This is a genomic window from Vagococcus fluvialis bH819, assembly GCF_900163795.1.
GTDB classification, from domain to species: domain Bacteria; phylum Bacillota; class Bacilli; order Lactobacillales; family Vagococcaceae; genus Vagococcus; species Vagococcus fluvialis_A.
Genome location: NZ_FWFD01000009.1, coordinates 285,826 through 308,295, shown reverse-complemented (window position 1 = coordinate 308,295; position 22,470 = coordinate 285,826). Strand labels below are relative to the sequence as shown.

Annotated in this window: 23 protein-coding genes and 1 tRNA gene; 20 read left to right on the top strand and 4 right to left on the bottom strand. The window is 32.3% G+C overall.

Features of this window, described 5'->3' with window-relative positions:
* Positions 1-39: 39 nt before the first annotated feature.
* Entirely contained in the window at positions 40-588 is a 549-nt protein-coding gene (locus FM121_RS07765; RefSeq protein WP_086951602.1) for a hypothetical protein, read from the bottom strand.
* Between the two features lie 82 nt (positions 589-670).
* Positions 671-1,486, bottom strand: a complete 816-nt coding sequence (locus tag FM121_RS07760; protein ID WP_086951601.1) for a GNAT family N-acetyltransferase — start codon at positions 1,484-1,486, stop codon at positions 671-673.
* Between the two features lie 141 nt (positions 1,487-1,627).
* On the opposite strand from FM121_RS07760, the gene FM121_RS07755 reads away from it, so the two are divergent.
* Positions 1,628-1,700 (top strand) — tRNA-Thr (locus FM121_RS07755).
* An 85-nt stretch (positions 1,701-1,785) separates the two neighbouring features.
* On the opposite strand, the gene FM121_RS07750 is transcribed toward FM121_RS07755, so the two are convergent.
* The gene (locus FM121_RS07750) at positions 1,786-2,124 is read right to left on the bottom strand and encodes a zinc ribbon domain-containing protein YjdM (protein WP_086951600.1); all 339 of its coding nucleotides are present in this window, start codon (positions 2,122-2,124) and stop codon (positions 1,786-1,788) included.
* Between the two features lie 353 nt (positions 2,125-2,477).
* Between FM121_RS07750 and mltG the strand changes: the two genes are divergently transcribed.
* From mltG to FM121_RS07715, 7 genes are all read left to right on the top strand, one after another.
* Positions 2,478-3,623 (top strand): endolytic transglycosylase MltG, encoded by a 1,146-nt coding sequence (mltG, locus tag FM121_RS07745; RefSeq protein ID WP_373385075.1) that lies wholly within the window; start codon positions 2,478-2,480, stop codon positions 3,621-3,623.
* A 170-nt stretch (positions 3,624-3,793) separates the two neighbouring features.
* Positions 3,794-4,267: a transcription elongation factor GreA gene (gene greA, locus FM121_RS07740; RefSeq protein WP_086951598.1), complete on the top strand. Its 474-nt coding sequence runs from the start codon at positions 3,794-3,796 to the stop codon at positions 4,265-4,267.
* Between the two features lie 217 nt (positions 4,268-4,484).
* Positions 4,485-5,216 (top strand): cell wall-active antibiotics response protein LiaF, encoded by a 732-nt coding sequence (gene liaF / locus FM121_RS07735; protein ID WP_086951597.1) that lies wholly within the window; start codon positions 4,485-4,487, stop codon positions 5,214-5,216.
* Complete coding sequence (locus tag FM121_RS07730; RefSeq protein WP_086951596.1) at positions 5,213-6,292, top strand: sensor histidine kinase; 1,080 nt, start codon at positions 5,213-5,215, stop codon at positions 6,290-6,292. Before liaF ends, FM121_RS07730 begins: the two co-directional genes overlap by 4 nt.
* Complete coding sequence (locus FM121_RS07725; protein WP_086951595.1) at positions 6,285-6,917, top strand: response regulator; 633 nt, start codon at positions 6,285-6,287, stop codon at positions 6,915-6,917. Before FM121_RS07730 ends, FM121_RS07725 begins: the two co-directional genes overlap by 8 nt.
* A 24-nt stretch (positions 6,918-6,941) precedes the next feature.
* Entirely contained in the window at positions 6,942-7,607 is a 666-nt protein-coding gene (locus FM121_RS07720; protein ID WP_086951594.1) for a potassium channel family protein, read from the top strand.
* 69 nt (positions 7,608-7,676) lie between these two features.
* Positions 7,677-7,964, top strand: a complete 288-nt coding sequence (locus tag FM121_RS07715; RefSeq protein ID WP_086951593.1) for a HesB/YadR/YfhF family protein — start codon at positions 7,677-7,679, stop codon at positions 7,962-7,964.
* A gap of 54 nt (positions 7,965-8,018) precedes the next feature.
* On the opposite strand, the gene FM121_RS07710 is transcribed toward FM121_RS07715, so the two are convergent.
* Positions 8,019-8,819 carry a DUF1189 domain-containing protein gene (locus tag FM121_RS07710; protein ID WP_086951592.1) on the bottom strand — a complete coding sequence of 267 codons (801 nt, stop codon included), beginning with the start codon at positions 8,817-8,819 and terminating at the stop codon, positions 8,019-8,021.
* Between the two features lie 184 nt (positions 8,820-9,003).
* On the opposite strand from FM121_RS07710, the gene FM121_RS07705 reads away from it, so the two are divergent.
* From FM121_RS07705 to FM121_RS07650, 12 genes are all read left to right on the top strand, one after another.
* Positions 9,004-9,612 (top strand): superoxide dismutase, encoded by a 609-nt coding sequence (locus FM121_RS07705; RefSeq protein ID WP_086951591.1) that lies wholly within the window; start codon positions 9,004-9,006, stop codon positions 9,610-9,612.
* A gap of 180 nt (positions 9,613-9,792) precedes the next feature.
* Positions 9,793-10,092 (top strand): DUF1507 family protein, encoded by a 300-nt coding sequence (locus tag FM121_RS07700; RefSeq protein WP_086951590.1) that lies wholly within the window; start codon positions 9,793-9,795, stop codon positions 10,090-10,092.
* 17 nt (positions 10,093-10,109) lie between these two features.
* Positions 10,110-11,345, top strand: coding sequence for an FtsW/RodA/SpoVE family cell cycle protein (locus FM121_RS07695; protein ID WP_086951623.1), 1,236 nt, complete (start codon positions 10,110-10,112; stop codon positions 11,343-11,345).
* 17 nt (positions 11,346-11,362) lie between these two features.
* Positions 11,363-14,788 (top strand): pyruvate carboxylase, encoded by a 3,426-nt coding sequence (locus FM121_RS07690; protein WP_086951589.1) that lies wholly within the window; start codon positions 11,363-11,365, stop codon positions 14,786-14,788.
* Between the two features lie 24 nt (positions 14,789-14,812).
* Positions 14,813-15,952 (top strand): CAP-associated domain-containing protein, encoded by a 1,140-nt coding sequence (locus tag FM121_RS07685; RefSeq protein ID WP_086951588.1) that lies wholly within the window; start codon positions 14,813-14,815, stop codon positions 15,950-15,952.
* Positions 15,949-16,377 carry a YlbF family regulator gene (locus FM121_RS07680; RefSeq protein WP_086951587.1) on the top strand — a complete coding sequence of 143 codons (429 nt, stop codon included), beginning with the start codon at positions 15,949-15,951 and terminating at the stop codon, positions 16,375-16,377. Before FM121_RS07685 ends, FM121_RS07680 begins: the two co-directional genes overlap by 4 nt.
* Positions 16,367-16,714, top strand: a complete 348-nt coding sequence (locus tag FM121_RS07675; RefSeq protein ID WP_086951586.1) for a YlbG family protein — start codon at positions 16,367-16,369, stop codon at positions 16,712-16,714. The genes FM121_RS07680 and FM121_RS07675 overlap by 11 nt, the downstream gene beginning before the upstream one ends.
* 182 nt (positions 16,715-16,896) lie before the next feature.
* Positions 16,897-17,316, top strand: a complete 420-nt coding sequence (locus FM121_RS07670) for a PTS sugar transporter subunit IIA (protein ID WP_086951585.1) — start codon at positions 16,897-16,899, stop codon at positions 17,314-17,316.
* A 12-nt stretch (positions 17,317-17,328) separates the two neighbouring features.
* On the top strand, positions 17,329-17,826 hold the full coding sequence (locus FM121_RS07665; protein WP_086951584.1) for a PTS system mannose/fructose/N-acetylgalactosamine-transporter subunit IIB: 498 nt from the start codon (positions 17,329-17,331) through the stop codon (positions 17,824-17,826).
* Between the two features lie 17 nt (positions 17,827-17,843).
* Positions 17,844-18,656: a PTS mannose/fructose/sorbose/N-acetylgalactosamine transporter subunit IIC gene (locus FM121_RS07660; protein ID WP_086951583.1), complete on the top strand. Its 813-nt coding sequence runs from the start codon at positions 17,844-17,846 to the stop codon at positions 18,654-18,656.
* The gene (locus FM121_RS07655; protein ID WP_086951582.1) at positions 18,653-19,480 is read left to right on the top strand and encodes a PTS system mannose/fructose/sorbose family transporter subunit IID; all 828 of its coding nucleotides are present in this window, start codon (positions 18,653-18,655) and stop codon (positions 19,478-19,480) included. The genes FM121_RS07660 and FM121_RS07655 overlap by 4 nt, the downstream gene beginning before the upstream one ends.
* 200 nt (positions 19,481-19,680) lie before the next feature.
* On the top strand, positions 19,681-22,206 hold the full coding sequence (locus FM121_RS07650; protein ID WP_086951581.1) for a sigma 54-interacting transcriptional regulator: 2,526 nt from the start codon (positions 19,681-19,683) through the stop codon (positions 22,204-22,206).
* Positions 22,207-22,470: the final 264 nt, after the last annotated feature.

The following is a 22,470-nucleotide window of genomic DNA, read 5'->3' as shown; positions in this document are numbered from 1 at the left end:
AAAAAAAGGACTTAGATAATTATTATGCTAAGTCCTTTTTTATTGGGTCATTCGTATACGTTGTTTTCTGGTTTCTGAATGCTTTTTCATTCTGTTTTGATTTTTAATGTATTGATGTAACCTTTTTTCGTCTTTGGGTGATTCTAAAATCATTACCCGTGATGTTTGGTTATACAGGTTTGTTTTGATATTGGGCAATCTTTTTTTAAAGCGGTGATTCCATTTGAAAAGTTTAAACATACGTTTGATAACTTTTTTCTTTTGTGCAAAGGTTCTAGAATTATCAAAAACCTGAGAAATAGTTCTTTTTAGGACTCTAAACTGGGTAATAAAAATAGGATAATCTAAAATAACAATCAGTTGTGATTCATCAAATGTTTGTTTAGTCCATGAACTTACTTGAACACCCTCAACAATCCATGAATCTAATGATAATAATCGAGAATTAAGTAAATTATAGCGTTGTTTTTTATCTTTTATTTTTAAGTAATCATCTAAAGAGATTCCTTGTATTTGGTATTTTTCTTGTAGTTTTATCGTTAGCGAGGTTTTGCCACTTCCAGCATAACCAATAATTCTAATTTTCATTTATAGTTGTCTCCAGTCTAATAGATACCTATTAAGACTACCTCAAAAAGACTATTATTTCAATAACCGTACAGAATATATTTTACTTTACGAAAGACAAAGTAAGTTGATATTGAGATAAATTAGTTTCTAATCCAAGAGAATGAATCATTTTGTATTCTTTGGAAGACATATCAAAATTATTAATTGTAATCTTTCTTTTATAAGAATTGGCTAAATAAATTAAAATATCTTCGATTAATTGTAATTTTTGTTCATCGAATATCACTAATTGTTGGATTGATAAGCTAGATGCTGTTTCAGAGAAGCTAAGATAACCTATGATGGAGTCTGTATCACCTATTAAATAGCAATTTTTAGTAAATACTAAGCGGTTTTGCCATGGGATAAGATTTGGTTCGTTAATTAAAATATTTTGATGAGGAAAATTAAAAAGAGTGATATCATTTATTTTTTTAGTTGGAAGATAGTTTAATTCTGCTATTGATAGTTCATTTAAAACTTGGTAAGAAAGAGATTCGTATAATTTTTTTGCTTTATGGTTAGTTGAAATAACTTCTAATCGAATTTCGTCACATTCGTTTTTGTGTGCTAAATCTTCAGCATGTTTCATCATTTTGGTAGCAATCATTTGTCCTCTAGCTTGTGGAATAACAGAAATACCACCAACCCACATTATTTTTTGTTTATTTAATTGTTGGATACCTAAAAGCATGACACCTAAATAATCATCATCTTGTTTGTAGACGCAAGAGAGATCTCGAGATAAATTTAATGAGTTTACTCGATTATTCAGTTGTTTTTCAGACATGTTTATAGGAACCACGTAATCGCTAAAACCACTGTTCCAAGTGTTAGTTACTAAAGTCATATTAGCTTGTGATAAAGATATTATCATAAAAAAACTCCTTCAATTATTTATTGGCATATTAATAAATGTACTTGTATTCAGAATAAGAAGCAAATTATTAGCATTTTCTAAAAGGAGATTGACTTATTTTAAAGAAAACGGTATCCTAGTGAAAGTCCGATAGTATTTGCCGCCTTAGCTCAGTAGGTAGAGCGTTTGCATGGTAAGCAAAAGGTCACCAGTTCGATTCTGGTAGGTGGCTTAGTAAGAATTGTTAAATAAAAAACACTAATAATCGTGAAATGATGCTTAAATTTCATTGATTATTAGTGTTTTTTACGTAAGTATTATAATTTTTTTACAAATTCTGATTTTAATTTCATCGGTCCAAAACCATTTATTTTACAATCGATGTTGTGATCACTATCAACTAATTTAATATTTTTAACTTTAGTTCCTTGTTTAATCGGGCTGCTCGCACCCTTTACTTTTAAATCTTTAATCACGGATACGTTATCACCATCAATAAGAATATTGCCATTGGAATCTTTCACAATAAACTCAGAATTTTCATCATTAGTTTGATCTTGTGACCATTCATTTGCGCATTCAGGACATACGAATAATCCTCTATCTTCATAAGTATAGGCTGATTCACAATTTGGACAATTAGGTAATGTAGTCATATGTATTCTCCTTTAAATTTTATCATATTTATTGTAACCTATTGCTTTTAAAAAAGGAAGTTTATTCTTAATACCCTGTTTTACTAATAATTCATGTTATGATATAAAGTCAAATATTAAATATTAAATATTTTTTTATTTAATAATTGGAATTCTTGCAGAATCATGTATAATGATAGGAGCAAAATTAAAAAAAAGAAGTTAAGGAGGACCACTTTTTGACGAATAATAAAGATGATAATTTTAACCAAAAAGATGATAGTCCCAAGTCAGGTAAAGATTTAAAGGATTACGTATTAAATTCGCTACAAGATGATTCGGAATCAGAGCAAGCAGATAGAGGGAATTCTGAAATTAAAGAGGAAATACCCAAACGAACTCGAGGAAACAATCAAGCTAAATATAGTTCTCGTAAGAAAGAAAATAATATGGTGAAAAAGATTGTTTTGATTATATCATTAGCTTTAGTTATCACTATTGCTGTAGCCGTGTTCTCTTTTTATAGTTTCTTTAAATCGAGTTTAAAACCACTGGACCCAGGTAATGATAAGCTAATTCAAATTGAAATTCCAATAGGGAGCTCTAGTAAAGAAATAGGGCAAGTATTAGAAAAGAGTAAAATTATTAAAAGTGGCTTAGTCTTTTCTTATTATGTGAAAATGAATAACATTGCTGATTTCCAAGCAGGATATTACCAAATGGCACCTAATATGAAGCTTGAAGACATCACCAAAGATTTGCAAGCAGGTGGGACTTCTGAACCAGAAGCTCTAGCAGATGCTAAAATAACAATACCAGAAGGTTCTTCAATTGACCAAATTGCTGAATTATTCGAGAAAAAAACAGATGTAAAAAAAGCTGAATTTATGAAAGTTATTGAAGATGAAAAATTCTTTAACAAAATGGCTGGGAAATACCCTGAGTTATTAACAAGTGCAAAACAAGCTAAAGATGTTCGTTACCGATTAGAAGGTTACTTATATCCGGCTACCTATAACTACTATAAAGAAACATCACTTGAAGATATTATTGAACAAATGATTGTAAAAACCAATCAAGTAATGACACCTTTTTATGAGGGAATTACAGAAAAAAAATTAACTGTTCAAGACGTACTTACGTTATCTTCTTTAGTTGAAAAAGAAGGTAGTTTAAAGGAAGATCGACAAAAAATTGCACAAGTCTTTTTTAATAGAATAGAAGCTGATATGCCTTTGCAATCTGATATTTCAATCTTGTATGCAATGGATGAGCATAAAATTCATTTATCAAACAAAGATACTCAGGTTGAATCTCCCTATAATCTTTATGTTAATAAAGGAACAGGGCCTGGACCATTTAATAACCCAAGTGAAGAAGCCATTTCTGCAGTAATGAATCCTGAACCAAATGACTTTGTTTATTTCCTAGCAGATGTAACTACAGGTAAGGTATATTACGCCAAGACATACGAAGAACATTTAGCACTAAAAAAAGAATATATTGATGATAAGAAATAGAAAAGATATTTTTTAATAGTGAACAAAAAAAATTAATTTTGATGTTTACTTTTTAATACTAACATGGTAATCTGTTTGTTATGTTGTAAGTGAAAAGCTTTTCCGATACATTTCGGAAAAGCTCTTCATTTGTCAAATAACTTAATATCGTTTTAAGGAGACGTGAGTCGATTATGGAAAAAGTTTATCCGATGACTTTAGAAGGTAAAGAAAAATTAGAACAAGAACTTGAAGAACTAAAAACAGTTAAACGTAAAGAAATCGTAGAACGTATAAAAATAGCAAGAAGTTTTGGTGATTTGTCTGAAAACTCAGAGTATGAGTCTGCAAAAGATGAACAAGCTTTTGTTGAAGGTAGAATCACTACTTTGGAAAACATGATACGTTTAGCACAAATTATTGATAATAATAATGTGTCAAAAGACGAAGTTTCAATAGGTAGAACAGTTCGTTTCATAGAACTCCCCGATGGTGACGAAGAAGAGTATACTATTGTCGGGAGTGCAGAGGCGGACCCATTCTCTGGTAAAATTTCGAATGATTCTCCTATTGCTAAAGCATTAATAGGACATAAACTAAGAGAAACTGTGACAATTAGTACACCAGGTGGAGATATGGACGTTCGTATAGAAGAAATTTCTTAAGTATAGAAGAATGTGGACATTAATATCTGATAAAAAACGAGTCATTAACCATAAAAATTGTTTCTTGATTTTTGTGGCTAATGACTTTTTTATCATAAAAGTCTTTAACTAAGACTAAAGTCGTAGAGAAGATTCGTTCTTTTGTGGTTTTATTATTATAGCTTTTGAATATATACTTGTGATAGAGAAATTTAAGTATAGGTAAAGGAGAGAGATTATGCAAAGTTCATGGCGCTTTTTTATTGTGACGGAATTATTATTATTATTATGGGCCATCTATCAATTATTTGATAATGTCCTCATTTTATTATTCTTAATTTTTGCCATTATAAATTTTGTGTATTCTGCAAAAAAAATTTATAAGACTTCATTTAATCAATTTCAAAAATTTGCTAGTTTAGTTGCTATTTTAATTTGTCTTTTAAATATTCCTGCTGTATGGCTAATGCTGGTTATAGCCATTCTGTTTATTGGTCTTAAAGGAGTGGAAGTATCAGGTATTGACCTCTTTTCAAGTGCGCCTTGGCGAAAAAAACAAATTAAGATGGTTAAGACGGTCACTAGTGAAACTAAATCAGGTCGGCGATTTAAAAGACCGTGGATAGGTAATCAGCGCTTTGGTAATGATACCTATGAGTGGGATGATATTAATATGTCAATTTTATATGGGGATACAATCATAGACTTAGGTAATACACTACTACCTAAAGAAGATAATGTCGTTATCGTGAGAAAAGGCTTTGGTAAAACTCGAATTTTAGTTCCAACTGGTATTGGTGTCGTATTAGAGCATTCAGCTATGGTTGGTCAAGCTGTATTTGAAGGAGAGCACTTTCAATTAAAAAATGAATCACTTAAATTATATAGCAATGAGTATGATGAAGCTGTACGAAGAATTAAAATAGTAACCAATACACTATTTGGAGACGTTGAGGTGATAAGGGTATGATTTCTAAAAAAAGTCGCCCTCTCATTTTTTTCTATGCTTTTTTAATGACATTCATGGTCCTTATTTTTACACTGTATAGTTATTTTTATGCAAAAAATCAAAAAAAATGGATGTTGGAGTTAATCAATACCACAATGTTTAAAGTACCAATTATTATTTATGTAATTGTGATAGCTCTAGCTGTCAGTGGAATTGTTATTGGTATTTTATTTGTTTCAAATCGTAAAATATATAGTAAAATTGAAGAAAAACTTCAATTACTTGCTAACGGTCATTATGAACATGAATTATTTACAAAAGCGTCTGAAATTGAAAATAATGATATTTTTATTTCAGAATTAGAGCAAGATATTTTTAAGATTAGAAATAAAATGATTATCTTATCTAAAGAAGTGCAAGAATCTAATAACTTTCCTAAAATTCTTGAAGGTGAGACAAAAGAAGAAGTTATAAAAGAAGAACGTCATCGAATTGCAAGAGAGCTTCACGATTCAGTGAGCCAGCAATTATTTGCTGCGACAATGATGCTTTCAGCTTTAAATGAGGGTGTTTCAGAGTTAGACGTTCCTGAAGTGGTTGAAAAACAGATTCAAATGATTGCTAATATTATTAATGCTTCTCAATCAGAAATGAGAGCATTATTGTTGCATTTAAGACCTATTAATTTAGAAGCAAAATCTTTAAAGCAAGGAATCGAAATGTTATTAAATGAACTTCAAACAAAAATTAATATAGAACTAGTTTGGAATGTAGAAGATGTTTGCTTACAAAGTTCGATTGAAGATAATCTTTTTAGAATTATTCAAGAGTTACTTTCCAATACATTAAGACATGCGAATGCAAAATCTTTAGAAGTTTACTTGAAAAAAATTGATGAAACAGTTTTACTTAGAGTAGTTGATGACGGAGAAGGTTTTGATATGAATAATAAAAAAGTTGGTAGCTATGGATTAAATAATATTAGAGAACGGGTTGCTGGCATGGGTGGTACTTGTCGAATTGTAAGTTTTAAGATGCAAGGAACAAGTATTGAAATAAAAGTCCCTGTATTAGAGGAGAGTGAAAAGAATGATTAAAGTACTATTAGTTGATGATCATGAGATGGTTAGATTAGGTGTATCTTCTTATTTAATGATTCAGTCAGATATAGAAGTTATTGCTGAAGCTGAAAATGGGTTAATGGGCTATGAGAAGGCACTAGACTTAAAGCCAGATGTTATTTTGATGGATCTGGTAATGGATGTAATGGATGGGATAGAATCAACTAAAAAAATATTAGCGGAATGGCCAGAAGCAAGAATAATTATCGTAACAAGTTTTATCGATGATGAAAAAGTTTATCCAGCCATTGAAGCTGGAGCAGCAGGCTATTTATTAAAAACCTCCTCAGCTAAAGACATCGCTAATGCTATTCGTTCTGCACATCAAGGTGAAAAAGTGTTGGAGCCAGAAGTAACAAGTAAAATGATGGAGCGTTTATCTAAGCCTAAGGAACATGTATTACATGAAGATTTAACTAATCGTGAAAAAGAGATATTATTATTAATTTCTGAAGGTAAAAGTAATCAAGAGATAGCGGATGAATTGTTTATAACATTGAAGACAGTCAAAACACATGTCTCGAATATTTTATCAAAACTTGATGTAGAAGATAGAACGCAAGCTGCCATTTATGCTTTTAAACAAGGAATTGTAAAATAAAAATTATCAGTAGGGAGAATAACTATGCGTAAGTCATTTGCTATTATCGGTTTAGGAAGATTTGGTGGAAGTGTTTGTCGAGAATTAATTAAATCTGATCAAGAAGTACTTGCTATTGACAGTTGTGAGGATCGGGTCAATGAATATATGAACATAGCGACACATGCTGTTGTAGCTAATGCGCAAGACGAAGCCACGTTGCGATCACTTGGACTCAGAAATTTTGATCATGTAATTGTTGCGATTGGTGAAGATATTCAAGCGAGTATTTTAGTAACTTTAATGGCCAAAGAGATGGGTGTTCCCAAAATAACTGCTAAAGCTCAAGATGAGTATCATGCTCGAGTATTGGACAAAGTAGGAGCAGACACTGTTGTTCATCCTGAAAGAGATATGGGAATCCGTTTAGGTCACAAATTAACTTCTAACAACATGCTAGATTTTATTGAGCTATCAGAAGATTATTCACTAGCTGAAGTTATGGTAACTCATAAGAAATTTTATGATAAAACAATTGAGGAGATTAATTTCAGACAGCGTTTTAATGTGACGATTGTTGCGATAAGAAGAGGAAGAAATGAATTGATCGTTTCACCTCCTGCGGATCAATTGATTATTGAAAATGATATTTTATTAGTTGTTGGTCATAATCAGGATGTAGATTTTTTAGATGAAAAAATGAATCATTAGCAATGAGCAAAAAGCTCATTGCTTTTTTTTAAATATGTTACAATACTTTGGAAAGAACGGAGTGATGAAATGAAACTAGAAATAACACCTCAAGCAGTTGAATGGTTCGAAAAAGAGCTGTTACTGGATTCAGGGGACAGTCTCAGAATTTATGGTAAGTATGGTGGATCTACTAACGTTCATGTTGGTTTTTCTACGGGGATAGAGGTAACAACTCCAAATAAAGTGTTGGTTGAAAAAGTAGAAAAAGGTATTACTTTCTTTACTGAAGTTGGGGATGAGTGGTTTTTTGCAGAATACACTTTGGAAGTTTCCTTAGATGAAAAATTAAAAGAGCCTACTTATTTTTATAGATAATATTTAATAAAATAAAAAAGTTGAGATTAACCATTTAGTCAATCTCAACTTTTTTTATTTTATTTTTTTATTCTTAGGAAAGATATTGAAGTAAATAAGTAATGTTAAGGCAAGTCCAGCAGACCCTATTGACAAGCTTGGCCATAAAAATTGTAGGAGCATTGTTAAAATAGTTGGTATAGTTGCACAATATACAAGAATTTTGAAAATCTCACCAAATTTTAAATTAATTAATTTTAATTTGGTAAAGAGATTAGCAAAAAAAGTCATCACGATTAAGTCAAATAGTAAACTTAAGAAAATAACGAATCCGGAAGTTAATAAGACGAAAACGAACAATATCATCTTTCGAGAATCGTCAGTTAGCATATTGGTTAAAAAATCTTTGTTTAGTATTTTTAATTGTGGTGTTGTGTAGGGTAACGATAAAACACTACTATCTAAAACATCAGCAGTAGAACCAACTGTTGGTAAAACTAAAACAATCTCATTTTTTAGTAATGCAACAGTCATTAAACCGCGAGATGCATCTGTTTCGATATCTTTTTTATTTCTTTTTCCATCTGGATCAAACGTGAAAATCATAGAATTTGTTTGATAAATAAAACCAGAATCTTTTTTATCCGTTTTAAGTGTCCCATCTGTAATTGAAAACTCAGGAACTTTCTGAATAATCTTATCTCCATCTTCTTTTAAAGAATCAAGAAAATGCATACTTTGAATGACAGTAGGTAAACTAAGTACGATGGATAGAAGAAGCATAAATAAAAAAACATGAAACCCTTTTTTCTTTCTAGCTTCAATTAAAAGAGAAGGTTGTTTAAATGTGGCTTGAATTAATTTAAATGTACTCATAAGATCTCCTTTATAAAATTGTCAATACTCTTCATTGTAACTCGTTTGTTTGTTCGAAACAAGGTTTTAAGATAAATGTTTTTTTCAGTTCAATTTTTTGTTTTTATCTGGGGTTAATGTTATATTGATTGTGTTAAGTCAGACCAATTAGGATTGATTAACTAAATATTAGGAGGCTTTTAAAATGACATACACATTACCAGAATTACCATACGCATACGATGCATTAGAACCACATATTGATGAATTAACAATGAAATTACATCATGATAAACATCATAATACTTATGTAACAAACTTAAATGCAGCAATTGATAAACATTCAGAATTAGGCTCAAAATCAGTTGAAGAATTAGTTTCTAATTTAAATGAGTTGCCTGAAGACATTCGCATGGCAGTTAGAAATAACGGTGGCGGTCATGCCAACCATACTTTCTTCTGGGAAATTATGGCAGCCAATGCTGGTGGTGAACCTACTGGTGCCATTAAAGGTGCAATCGAAAGTGCATTCGGTAACTATGAAGACTTCAAAGCAGCATTTACAGCAGCAGCTTTAGGTCGTTTTGGATCAGGTTGGGCTTGGTTAGTTGACAATGATGGTAAATTAGAAATCATGTCGACACCAAATCAAGATTCACCATTATCAGAAGGTAAAACACCTTTATTAGGGCTTGACGTATGGGAACATGCTTATTATAAAAAATATAGTAATGTTCGTCCTGATTATATTAAAGCTTTCTTTAATGTTATCAACTGGGACGAAGTAAACAAGCGTTACGCAGCGGTAAAATAAATTAATAGTTTTAAGAGACTGACTAAAATTGTCAGTCTTTTTTTATTTAGTAGAATTCTTTACAAGGGTAGTTGAAATAGATTATTATATAGAGGAGACGCTAATTTTTTTTAACATATTGCAACACAAGCAAAAGACAAGGATATGTTATAATAATATAAGCAACTAAGGAGGTCTATCATGATTCTAGAGATAGTAAAAGCAGAGGCTTTAGAAGAATTAAATAAAGAAGCTTCAAAGATAAGACAATTAATTACTAATCAAAGAAACTATCAGTGTATCACGCAATGTAAAGCATTCGAAGAAGTTGTGGATACACAAATGTATGGTTTTTCTAAACAAATAGATTATGCTAAAAAAATTGGCATTTTAACTAGAGAAGAAGGCAGTAAAATAATTAGTGATTTAGAGCAAGAATTAAATCAAGTGTATGGGTCTGTTTATGACGAGCAAAAGAAAAAAGAAGAAATAGGTAAATAATGAGAGGAAGTGATTTTTTGCCGAAACAAATCAATAAACGCTTGTATTTAGATTATGGTATTTTAATTCCTTATTTATTTTTATCAATTATGGGAATTATTATGGTATATAGTGCTAGCTCTGCCAAATTAGCATTACAAGGGAGAAATCCTGCGTCTGATGCGGTTAAGCAAGCTGCTTTTTTTGTGATTGGCTTACTTGCTGTCACATTTATTTATAAAATGAAAACAAGAGTATTTCAAAATAAAAATTTTATTATGGTAGCAATCAGTGTTATTAGTTTAATGTTAATCTTAACGAAATTTACCAATATGGGACAATCAGGTGGTGGTGCTGATGGATGGTTGAGTATTGGAGGTATTACACTTCAACCAGCGGAGTTCTTAAAGATTGTGATTATTTGGTATCTTGCCTATATTTTGTCTAGACGACAAAATGTGATTAATAGTAATTTTAAAGAAGCAGCGATGAAACCTCTAATTTTAATTGGTGGGTTAATCTTTCTAGTTATCATTCAACCAGACAACGGGGGCGCAGTTATCCTAGCAATGATTGCTTCGGTTATGATATTTGCCAGTGGAATTAACTATTTTTATACAGTGGTTGCTATGGGGACTGGAATTGTGGGATCATTTTTAGCTGTTCATGGGATTTTATTAACAGGAGGATTAATCTTTCCAGATCGGTTTCAATATGTCTATAATCGTTTTAGGACGTTCTCTAATCCGTTTATTGACCCATTAGGAGCAGGTCATCAGATGGTGAATTCTTATTATGCCATGAGTAATGGTGGCTGGTTTGGTCTCGGAATAGGGAACAGTATTCAAAAAAAAGGCTTTTTACCTGAAGCTCAAACAGATTTTATGTTTTCAATTGTCATTGAGGAACTAGGGTTAGTTATCTCATTTATCATTTTAGGAATATTACTATTTTTAATCTTAAGAATTTTAATAATCGGAATTAAATCAAAAAATACGTTTAATTCTATGATGTGCATTGGTATTGGTGGGATGATGTTAATTCAAACATTTATCAATATTGGAGGAATTACTGGGATTATTCCCTTAACAGGAGTAACATTTCCCTTTCTAAGTCAAGGTGGTTCAAGTCTGATTACGCTCTCAATTGCAGTCGGCTTTGCATTGAATATTAGTGCAGATGAGAAGAAATTACACTTTGATAAACACAATGAAAGATTGGAAATTGAATACTCAAAAGAACAAACAACACGTATGCTTGAATATCACCAGTAAGGATGGAGGAATTAAATATGAAAAAAGTGTTAGTAGCTAACCGTGGCGAGATTGCTATTCGTATTTTTCGCGCATGTACAGAGCTAGGTATCCAAACAGTAGGTATTTATGCCATGGAAGATGAGATGTCAATTCATCGCTTTAAAGCTGATGAAGCTTATCTAGTAGGTAAAGGAAAAAAACCAACTGACGCTTATCTCGATATCGAAGATATTATTCGCATTGCAAAAACAAGTGGCGTTGATGCTATCCATCCGGGATATGGCTTTTTATCCGAAAATTTAGGTTTTGCCAAAAGATGTCAAGAAGAGGGGATTATATTTATCGGCCCAACGTTACATCATTTGGATATTTTTGGTGATAAAATAAAAGCCAAAGAAGCAGCTATTTCGGCAGGTGTTCAATCAATTCCAGGAACAAATGGGCCTGTAGAATCTGTAGATGATGTCTTAGCGTTTGCAGAAGAATTTAGCTATCCTATTATGATTAAAGCCACATTAGGTGGTGGAGGCCGTGGTATGCGCGTTGCCCGTAACGAAGAAGAAGCAAGAGATGGTTATCAGCGTGCTAAAAGTGAAGCAAAAGCAGCTTTTGGGAACGATGAAATTTATGCGGAAAAATATATTTCTAATCCTAAACATATCGAAGTTCAAATTTTAGGTGATATGCATGGTAATGTCGTACACTTGTTTGAAAGAGATTGCTCGGTTCAAAGACGTCATCAAAAAGTGGTCGAAGTGGCACCATCTGTTTCAATGTCAGACAAACAGCGTGAAGAAATCTGTCAAGCGGCAGTTCAATTAATGAGACATGTGGGATACGTAAATGCTGGAACTGTTGAATTTTTAGTTGAAGGAAATAATTTCTACTTCATTGAAGTTAACCCTCGTGTTCAAGTGGAGCATACTATTACAGAATTAATAACAGATATTGATATTGTAATGACCCAACTAGAGATTGCAATGGGGAAAGACTTGCATCAAGAAATCGGTATTCCTCAACAAGAAAAAATTAGTATTCATGGGTATGCTATTCAGTGTCGTATAACAACAGAAGACCCATTAAATAATTTTATGCCTGATACTGGTAAAATTGATACGTATCGTTCACCAGGTGGTTATGGAATTCGACTTGATTTAGGTAATGCTTTTGCTGGAGCTGTGGTTACACCTTATTTTGATTCTTTGTTAGTAAAAGTATGTACTCACGGCATCACATTTGATCAAACGATTTCTAAAATGGACCGTGCGCTGAAAGAATTCCGTATAAGAGGAGTTAAAACTAATATTCCATTTTTAGCAAATGTTATTTCACATCCGACATTTAGATCTGGTAGTGCAATAACAACATTTATTGATGAATCTCCAGAACTTTTTGAATTTCCACGAGTTAGAGATCGTGGTAACAAGACAATGAAATATATTGGTGAGGTCACAGTTAATGGTTTTCCAGGTGTTGGAAAACTTGAAAAAGACTTCCAAAGTGAAGCAAGAATCCCTAGTAAGATTGTTTCTAAGCCGAAAATTAAAACGGCTAAAAGTATCTTAGAGACTTCAGGAGCTGATGGGGTTGTTGATTGGATCAAGAATAAAGAAGAAGTATTATTAACAGATACAACATTTAGAGATGCTCATCAAAGTTTGCTAGCAACTCGTGTTAGAACGAATGATTTAAAACGAATTGCGCAACTAACTGATGAAGGAATTCCAGAGTTGTTTTCAAGTGAAATGTGGGGCGGTGCAACTTTTGATGTGGCCTATCGATTCTTAAATGAAGATCCTTGGGTGCGATTGCGTAAGTTAAGAAAGTTAATGCCTAATACATTATTCCAAATGTTATTTAGAGGTTCTAATGCAGTAGGTTATCAAAATTATCCAGATAATGTATTAAAAGAATTTATTGAAGTTTCTGCAGCTGAAGGAATTGATGTATTCCGTATTTTTGATAGCTTGAATTGGTTACCGCAAATGGAAAAAAGTATTCAGTATGTCCGTGATACAGGTAAAATTGCAGAAGCAGCCATCTGTTATACGGGGGATGTTTTGGATCCGAATCGTGCGAAGTATAATTTAGCTTATTACTGTAATATGGCTAAAGAATTAGAAAAAATGGGTGCCCATATAATTGCTATTAAAGATATGGCAGGACTTTTAAAACCCCAAGCTGCATACCATTTGATTACTGAATTAAAATCAGCAGTGGATGTTCCTATTCATTTACACACCCATGACACATCAGGTAATGGGATTATTACTTATTCGGCAGCAACAAAAGCTGGAGTAGACATTATTGATGTTGCAATGAGTGCAATGAGTAGTGCGACAAGTCAGCCAAGTATGAGTAGTTTATACTATGCCCTTAATAATGGTCCTAGAACACCTGATGTAAATATTGAAAATATCCAGCAAATCAACCATTACTGGGAAGACGTTCGTAAGTTTTATGCCCCTTTTGAAAATGGTATTAGCGCGCCGCAAACAGAAGTTTACTCTCACGAGATGCCAGGAGGTCAATATTCTAATTTACAACAACAAGCTAAAGCAGTTGGCTTGGAAGAAAAGTGGGAAGATATTAAAGAAATGTATTCAGATGTGAATGAGTTGTTTGGTGATATTGTCAAAGTAACACCATCTTCTAAAGTGGTAGGAGATATGGCTTTATTCATGATTCAAAATAATTTGACATCGGATGATATTTATCAACGGGGACGTGAATTAAACTATCCTGAGTCAGTGATTAGTTTCTTTAAAGGAGATTTGGGACAACCAACAGGCGGATTTCCCAAAGAACTAAAAGAAATTATTTTAAACGGTCGGGAATCAATTGAGGTAAGACCAGGAAGTTTAGCTAAAGAAGTTGATTTTGAAGCAGTTAAATTAGAGTTAAAAGGCTTAGTAGGCTTTAATCCAAGTAAACAAGATGTTATTAGTTACATTATGTATCCACAAGTTTTTCTTGATTACTGTAAAATGCATGATAGTTTTGGTGATGTTGAGTTACTCGATACGTTAACTTTCTTTAAAGGAATGCGTGCAGGAGAAACGGTCGAAGTGCGGATTGAAAAAGGAAAGACTTTAATTATCACATTAGATGAGATTGGTGAGCCTAATTTAGAGGGAAATCGTGTCTTATTCTTTAATCTAAATGGTCAACGAAGAGAAATTGTAATTAAGGATCAAAATATTAAATCAAAAATATTACTAAAAGAGAAGGCAGAACCTACCAATAAAGAACATGTAGCTGCAACTATGTCTGGATCGGTATTAGATGTTTTAGTTAGTGTAGGCGATACTGTTCAAAAGGGAGATGCTCTTCTCGTAACTGAGGCAATGAAGATGGAAACAACGATCTATTCTAAAAGAAATGGTGTTGTTAAGCGTGTTTTAGTAGCAAACACTGATGCTATTCAATCTGGTGATTTAATGATTGAGTTAACCGTTTAATTTGAAGGAAAGTAGGCAGAAGAAGTGAAACGAGTGATCGAGTTTTTTGTTTGTTTGATCGTGGTGTTTAGTATTGTTTATATGAAACCGGTCGTTTCTGCATACAAGAATCCAAAACCTAAGAACGATCTATCAATTGAAAAAGTAAAAATGACTCATAAATCTGTTCCGTATTATGAATTAAATACAACTGGAATGGCAAATCATATTGGGAAAACCAAAGATGAATTTTTAAAAGAATTTCCTAATCCCAAAAAAACATGGCTCTCTTATGATAAAGCGGAATGGCTAGTATATGGGGATTCAACAAAAGATTATTATCAAGTAGAAATTAAGAATCATGTGGTTGCTAGTGTGTTTGTGCTTGGAAGTACAGTTGATTCTACACCATTTACAATGGATATGAATTTAGTCGATTTAGCAGAAATTACAACTATTTTTTCTAATTTTAATTTCGAGTATGGTGATGAAAAATACGAAGTAGAGTTGACAGAAGATGATATGAATTATCGTCCTCTGGTTGCTTTTAATAACGATACTTTTGCAATTCTTCATATGAATCAATTGACGGGAAAGTTACTTGCTATTCGATATTTGGATAAACAAACTCTTTTAAGTATTATGCCGTATCAGATGGAGCAAGAAAATCATGTTAAAGAAAAAAATATAGATGAAGGTCATGATTCTAAAAAAATAAATGATGCTAATCGAGAGCAGTTGACAACGTTACTTAATCTTTTTAGAGAAAAAGATGAAAAAAGAAGTTATCATTTAGATACTGATTTACAAGTAAAGGCAACAAAAGGCATACAAATTTTAACAGAAAAACCAGAAACTATTATTACAAGTGAAGATCATTTTTCAGATTGGGAAAAAATAATGAAACAGCAGTCTGAAGAGATATTCCTTTTAGAAAACGAAGAGTTGACTAAATTAACAAAAGAAGTAGATTTAAAAAATAAAAAAAATCATGCTATTTTTTATGCACCTGTTACTGACGTTCCGTTTATGATTACTAATTGGTATGGTAGTCGCTTTTATCATGAAGAAATAGATCATAAGAGAGATTCAACGATAGGTATGGCATTTGATAAGGATAAAACCCTTATTTTCTTTGGCGAAGAAGAAAAAAAACAGACAACTGAAAGTAGTGGAAAGCTTTGATTTATAATGAAGATTTTTTTGAGATTGAAAATCTGGTTAATGAATTATCTGATGAATTATTAAGTAGCCAGCTTGTTTCTGAATATGTCTCTGTTTATTTAGAAATGGACCAAAATAAAGAAGTAGATACGATATTAGTTGATTTTTTAAAAGCAAAAGAAGCATTTGAATTGATAGAACCGTATGGAAAATATGCACCTGATTTTAAAGAAAAAAGGCGTAATGTACGGCAGCATAAACGTATTCTTGATACAAATGAGTTAGTGTCAAATTTTAAATTTAAAGAAACCTCACTTCAAAATATGTTAGATTACGTAACATTTGATATTGCTAAATCAATTTCAGAAGATATCAAAATAGATGCGGGTAATCCATTTTTTGAATTTGCTAAAAGAGGATGTGGAGGTAGTTGTCATGTTAGCTAATGAAATTGAAGATACATTAGAACTAGTACCAAGAAGAGGATTAGTTGTCTGGGTCTATAGTTTAAAACAATTAAAGAATCTACGTCGCTTTGGCTATGTTCATCATGTATCAAAAAAAATGAAATATGTTGTATTATACGTGGATGACATTGATGTAGACCAAAAAGTAGAAAAATTAGAAAAACAATTTTTTGTCCGAAGTGTCGAAAAATCAATGCGACCAGATATCAATATGAATTTTGATAATCGTTTAGGCAATAAAACGGTAACAGAAGTCGAACCTTTAGAATTTGAAGAACAAAAAACAGAAATCCGCCTTGCGGAATTTGTGGAATAGGAAACTTAGAAGACTGATTTTAAATAATCAGTCTTTTTTTGTTGTAATTATGAAGTGTTTAACTAGATTATACATCTGTTTAAACACTCTTTGACAATCTATAATTACTGATATAACAGCGTTTTAGATGATGTTTAAAATTGGCATGATAATTGCTTATATATAAATGAGGTGAGAAATAAATGAAAAGAAATTATCTAATTGCAACACACGGAGAACTGGCTAAAGGCATTCAAAGTTCTCTTAATATTTTAGCTGGAAAAGGAGATGATGTGACAGTTATTAATGCCTACATGACAGATGAAGACTACACACCTGTTATCGTTGATTTCATTAAAGGCATCAACGAAAATGAACAAGGCGTTATTTTTACTGATTTATTTGGTGGGAGTGTGAATCAAAAAGTCGTAACAGAAGTCGTAACAGCAGGTAGAGAAGATATTTTTATTTTATCTAATGTTAATTTAGCTATTATATTATCGATTCTATTTCTACCAGAAGAAAGTGCGATCACTACTGAAATGATTCAAGAGGCTATCAATGAAAGTCAAGTAACACTTGTACAAACAAATCAAAATGATGAAGCAGAAGATATCTTTTAGGAGGAAAAAAGAATGATTACACAAGTTAGAGTTGATGACAGATTAATCCACGGACAAGTCGCAGTTGTCTGGACAAAAGAATTAAATGCCCCACTTTTAGTTGTAGCAAATGACGAGGCAGCTAAAAATAATGTGATGCAAATGACATTGAAAATGGCTGTACCTAATGGGATGAAATTATTGATTCGTTCAGTTGAGGATGCAATTGAATTATTTAATGATCCAAGAGGAAAAGATAAACGAATTTTTGTTATTGTGAACAGCGTTTCTGATGCGAATAAAATTGCTCAAAATGTGGCAGATTTGGATGCAGTTAATGTAGCCAATGCAGGTCGTTTTGATAAATCAGATCCAGCAACGAAACAAATGGTCTTTCCAAGTGTTCAATTAAATCCAGAAGAGATTTTGGCAGCTAAAGAGTTGGCAGAGTTAGAAAGAGTGAAAAGTTATAACCAAGTTTTACCAACAAATCCACAAATAGATTTAAAAGAAACAATAAGTAAATTTTAAAAGGGGGAAATTGAGTTATGTTAATGAATGCATCCATGGCAGCTTTAGCTGTATTTATCTGTTTTGCGGGAAACTATTTAACAGGTCAAAGCATGATGGAAAGACCGCTTGTTGTTGGACTTGTAACGGGTATGCTTTTAGGTGATATGAAAACAGGGGTTTTAATGGGAGCAGCTTTAGAAGCTGTTTTCTTAGGTAATGTAAATATTGGTGGAGTGATTGCAGCAGAACCGGTAACAGCAACCACTTTAGCAACAACATTTGCTATTATTTCAAATATTGATCAAAAAGCGGCCATGACTTTGGCTGTGCCAATCGGTATGTTAGCAGCTTTTGTCGTGATGTTTTTAAAAAATGTTTTTATGAATATTTTTGCGCCAATGCTTGATAAAGCAGCCCGTGAAAATAATCAAAAAATGATTGTGACGCTTCATTATGGAACTTGGATTATCTATTACTTAATTATTGCGTCTATTTCATTTATCGGAATTTTAGCCGGAAGTGGTCCGGTTAATACTTTTGTTGAAAATATTCCCGAACGCTTGATGAATGGTTTAAGTGCTGCAGGAGGGTTATTACCAGCTGTAGGTTTTGCCATGTTAATGAAATTATTATGGGATAAAAAATTATCAGTCTTTTATATTTTAGGGTTTGTTTTAACGGCTTATTTAAATTTACCAGCTGTTGCAGTGGCTGTTTTAGGTGTGGTTATTTGTGTGGTCAGCGCTCAACGTGATTTACAAATCCAAGAAATTCCTTCAAGTGGTGTAAAAGCAGCAGCCAGTGGAACAGTATCTAAACAAGATGAAGAGGAGGACTTTTTCGCATGAAATTCCAAGAAAATTTAAATAAAGAAGAAAAGAAAATGATGCGTTCTGTCTTTTGGCGCTCATGGACAATGAATGCTAGTCGTACAGGAGCGACACAATATCATGCGGTAGGAGTTATTTACACGTTACTGCCAGTTATCAACCGTTTTTACAAAACAGATGAAGAGCGTGCTGAGGCCATTGTTCGACATACAACATGGTTTAACGCCACAATGCACATTAATAACTTCATTATGGGATTGGTAGCTTCAATGGAAAAACAAAACAGTGAAGATGAAACCTTCGATGATAGTTCAATCACTGCGGTTAAAGCATCATTAATGGGTCCAATTTCAGGTATTGGTGATTCGTTCTTTTGGGGTATTCTAAGAGTTATCGCTGCTGGTATTGGGATTTCTTTAGCGGCTACAGGCTCACCTATGGGCGCAATTGTTTTCTTATTACTTTATAACATTCCAGCCTTTTTAATTCACTATTATGCTCTTTACAGTGGGTATTCAGTTGGTGCTAGTTTCATTCAGAGAATGTATGAATCTGGAGGAATGAAAATTCTAACAAAAGCTTCTAGCATGTTAGGTTTAATGATGATGGGTAGTATGACAGCTTCAAACGTTAAATTTAAAACGATTTTAGAAGTGAGCGTTAAGGGGAGTAAAGAAGCCATGAAGATGCAGGTCTACTTAGATCAATTGTTCGTTGGTCTGATCCCGTTAATTGTTACCCTAGGTGCATTTTGGTTACTACGTAAAAAAGTCAATGTTAATGTAGTCATGTTTGGTATTATGTTCCTAGGAATTATTCTCGGACTGTTAGGTATTTGTTAATATTAGTAACGATTAATGTAAAAAATGACTATATTTACTAATAAAACGTCATTTTTACGTTATACTAAATGTTGTTTGGTAATGAATAGAAAGCAATGCAGACACTTAATTTAAGTTTTGTTTGTATTGCTTTTTTAGAAGATTAATTTAGGTTATTTTTACTTAAAGTTAATAGATCAGAGATGTAGAAGGTGGTTAGGATGAAAAAAGAAACTCATGACCTAATATTAAAAATACTGGAAAATGAAAAAGAAGGTCTAACAACAACAGAAATAGCAAAGGCACTTGATTTAAGTCGTTCAGCTACTAGTTTGTATTTAAATAAATTACTAGAAAAAAGAGAAATCGATCAAAAAGGAAGTCGCCCTGTTTTATGGCAATCCATAGGTTTAAATCAAACAGAGTCTCAGGATGTTTTTCAACAATACATCGGCTATGACGGTAGTGCTCGAGAAGCAATTGAAAAATGTAAAGCAGCGATTTTGTATCCTCCAATTGGCTTACCTTTATTATTGTGTGGTCCAAGTGGTGTGGGGAAAAGTTTTTTAGCCAAAATTATTTTTGATTACTTGAAGGAGCACAGAAAAGAGGAAGCAAAGACTTTTATTACATTTAACTGTGCAGACTACGCGAATAATCCAGAGTTATTATCGTCAATTTTATTTGGACACACAAAAGGTGCTTTTACAGGAGCCGAAAATGATAAAAAAGGCTTATTACTTCAAGCAAATGGCGGCGTCTTATTTTTAGATGAAGTTCATCGATTATCAAAAGAAAATCAAGAAAAATTGTTTCAATTTATGGATAGTGGGAAATTTAGACCCATGGGTGAAGAAAGCAAAGTTGTTTCTAGTCAAGTTCGTCTACTATTTGCTACAACGGAAGAACCAAAAGAAGTCTTATTGCCCACTTTTTACCGGCGGATTTCAGTTGTTGTTAAGCTACCTGCGCTTCATGAACGGTCTATTTTGGAGCGGATTTCTTTAGTCAATCATTTATTTATGCGGGAATCATTGCGTTTAAATTGTGATTTGAAAATTGAGAGTAAAATCTTTAAACAGTTACTGGATCAACAAATTCCAGGAAATGTTGGGAGTTTGATTAATGAAATTCAAATGTACTGTGCGAATGCTTTAAGAAAAAGTACCACACCAGAAGTCTTAGAAATAAGTGAAGGTAAACAAACAGAATTTACAATGATTTCTTATCAGACACATCAATGTAGCGATAAAATAGATTATATTAGTCAATTAAACGAGGCCTTTACCTCATTAATAAGTAGTGAGACAGCTATCATTGATTTAAAGGAAGAACTCTTACAGTTTGATACTCATTTTTTAGAAGGTAATTTTCATGTGGAAAATGATGTCTTAGGTAATCAACTAATGCTTCAAATAGATGAGAATAATCAACAAATAATTAACGACCTACAGTTAACTTGTCGTTGTGTTAAAAGTATTATTCGATTTCTCCAAATTAATAAAAATTCCTTATCGATCAAAACTCTTGAAGACCTTAAAAGAAAAGTCGCCAAAGAATATCCTCGGACAGCTTTATTTGCTCATTATGTGACAGAAAAAGTATCGTCTGAAATAAAGTTATTTGTGGAAGTTATGTTAAGTGTTTTGCTTATTGATAAGATTTCAGAGGATATTAGATACCATGCCTTGCTGGTCGCTCATGGAGATACGACAGCGTCAAGTATTCGTGGAGTGGCTAATAAGTTGTGTGGCGAGTATATTTTTGATGCAATCAATATGCCCTTAACTTCGTCTATTAGAGATGTTGTGGCTCAGGTGAAAATTTGGCTATCAGAAAGAGACACATCAGAAGGGGTTATTATGCTTGTTGATATGGGTTCCTTGACTCATTTATACAAAAGTCTCAAACCTCAAATATTAGGGGAATTACTTGTGATAAATAACCTAACAACGTCCTACGCACTTGAAATTGGACAGCAATTAGTCAACGGTCAGATGTTTTATGACGTCGCTAAACACGCAGAAAAAACATTTCAAACCAATGTTCAATATTTTGAAGGTTTTTCGGTTGAAAAAAATATTATTATTGCTAGTATCTCTGGTCATGATATTTCTAAGAAACTAAAAGAAATTTGCGAAAAAAACTTTAATCCTGATATAAAAATAATTACGTTAAATTTTAATGAATTAAGAAATATTTTAGATCGGGCCAGTAATGAGCAGGATTATTTGAAAGAAACCTCTCTCATCCTAACTACATCTTATTTAGATAATCAAACAGACGTTCCAAGTGTCAATTTACTTGATGTTTTAGATGAGGACGCAGAAAAACAATTGGATATAACCTTTAAAAATTTGATTCATCCAAATAATGTGGCAAATATTTTAAATGAGTTTATTCATTTTTTTTCAAAAGAAGGCTTGTCTGAAAAATTAGAGTTTTTAAACCCAGATGTGATTATTAAGCAAGTTGAAAATACCACTGAAAAATGTGAGAAACGCTTTAACTTGCAATTAAGTGCTAAAATGAAATTCAATTTTACGATGCATTTGGCTTTAATGATTGAACGAATGATGTTAGGAGATACTGATTATCCTGTTCCAAGTAATTTGTCGGAACTTAAATTAAATAATAAGTTTTTTTATCAGAATATGAAAGACATCCTCTATAATTTAGAACAATTTTACCGAATTCAAATTTCAGATTGGGAATTATTCGTTTTATATGAAATATTAAATGCTTAACAGAGAATGACAGGAGAGTAAAAAAAGCTCTTGCTGTCATTTTTTTTTATACCAATTTTTTAGTAGATACAGCGTTGTATCTATACCAATATATTTAAAAAAACATTTTTTTAATGGTTTTTATTGACTAAACGTTGAAATAGAGATAAGATATTCTTGTTTCTGTTATAAATATCACGAGGAGGATAGTGTACCAATTAATTGGATAGCGCCAGACCTGCTTTAGACAGGTGACGAGGAAGAACTTATCGAAGATTTCGGCGG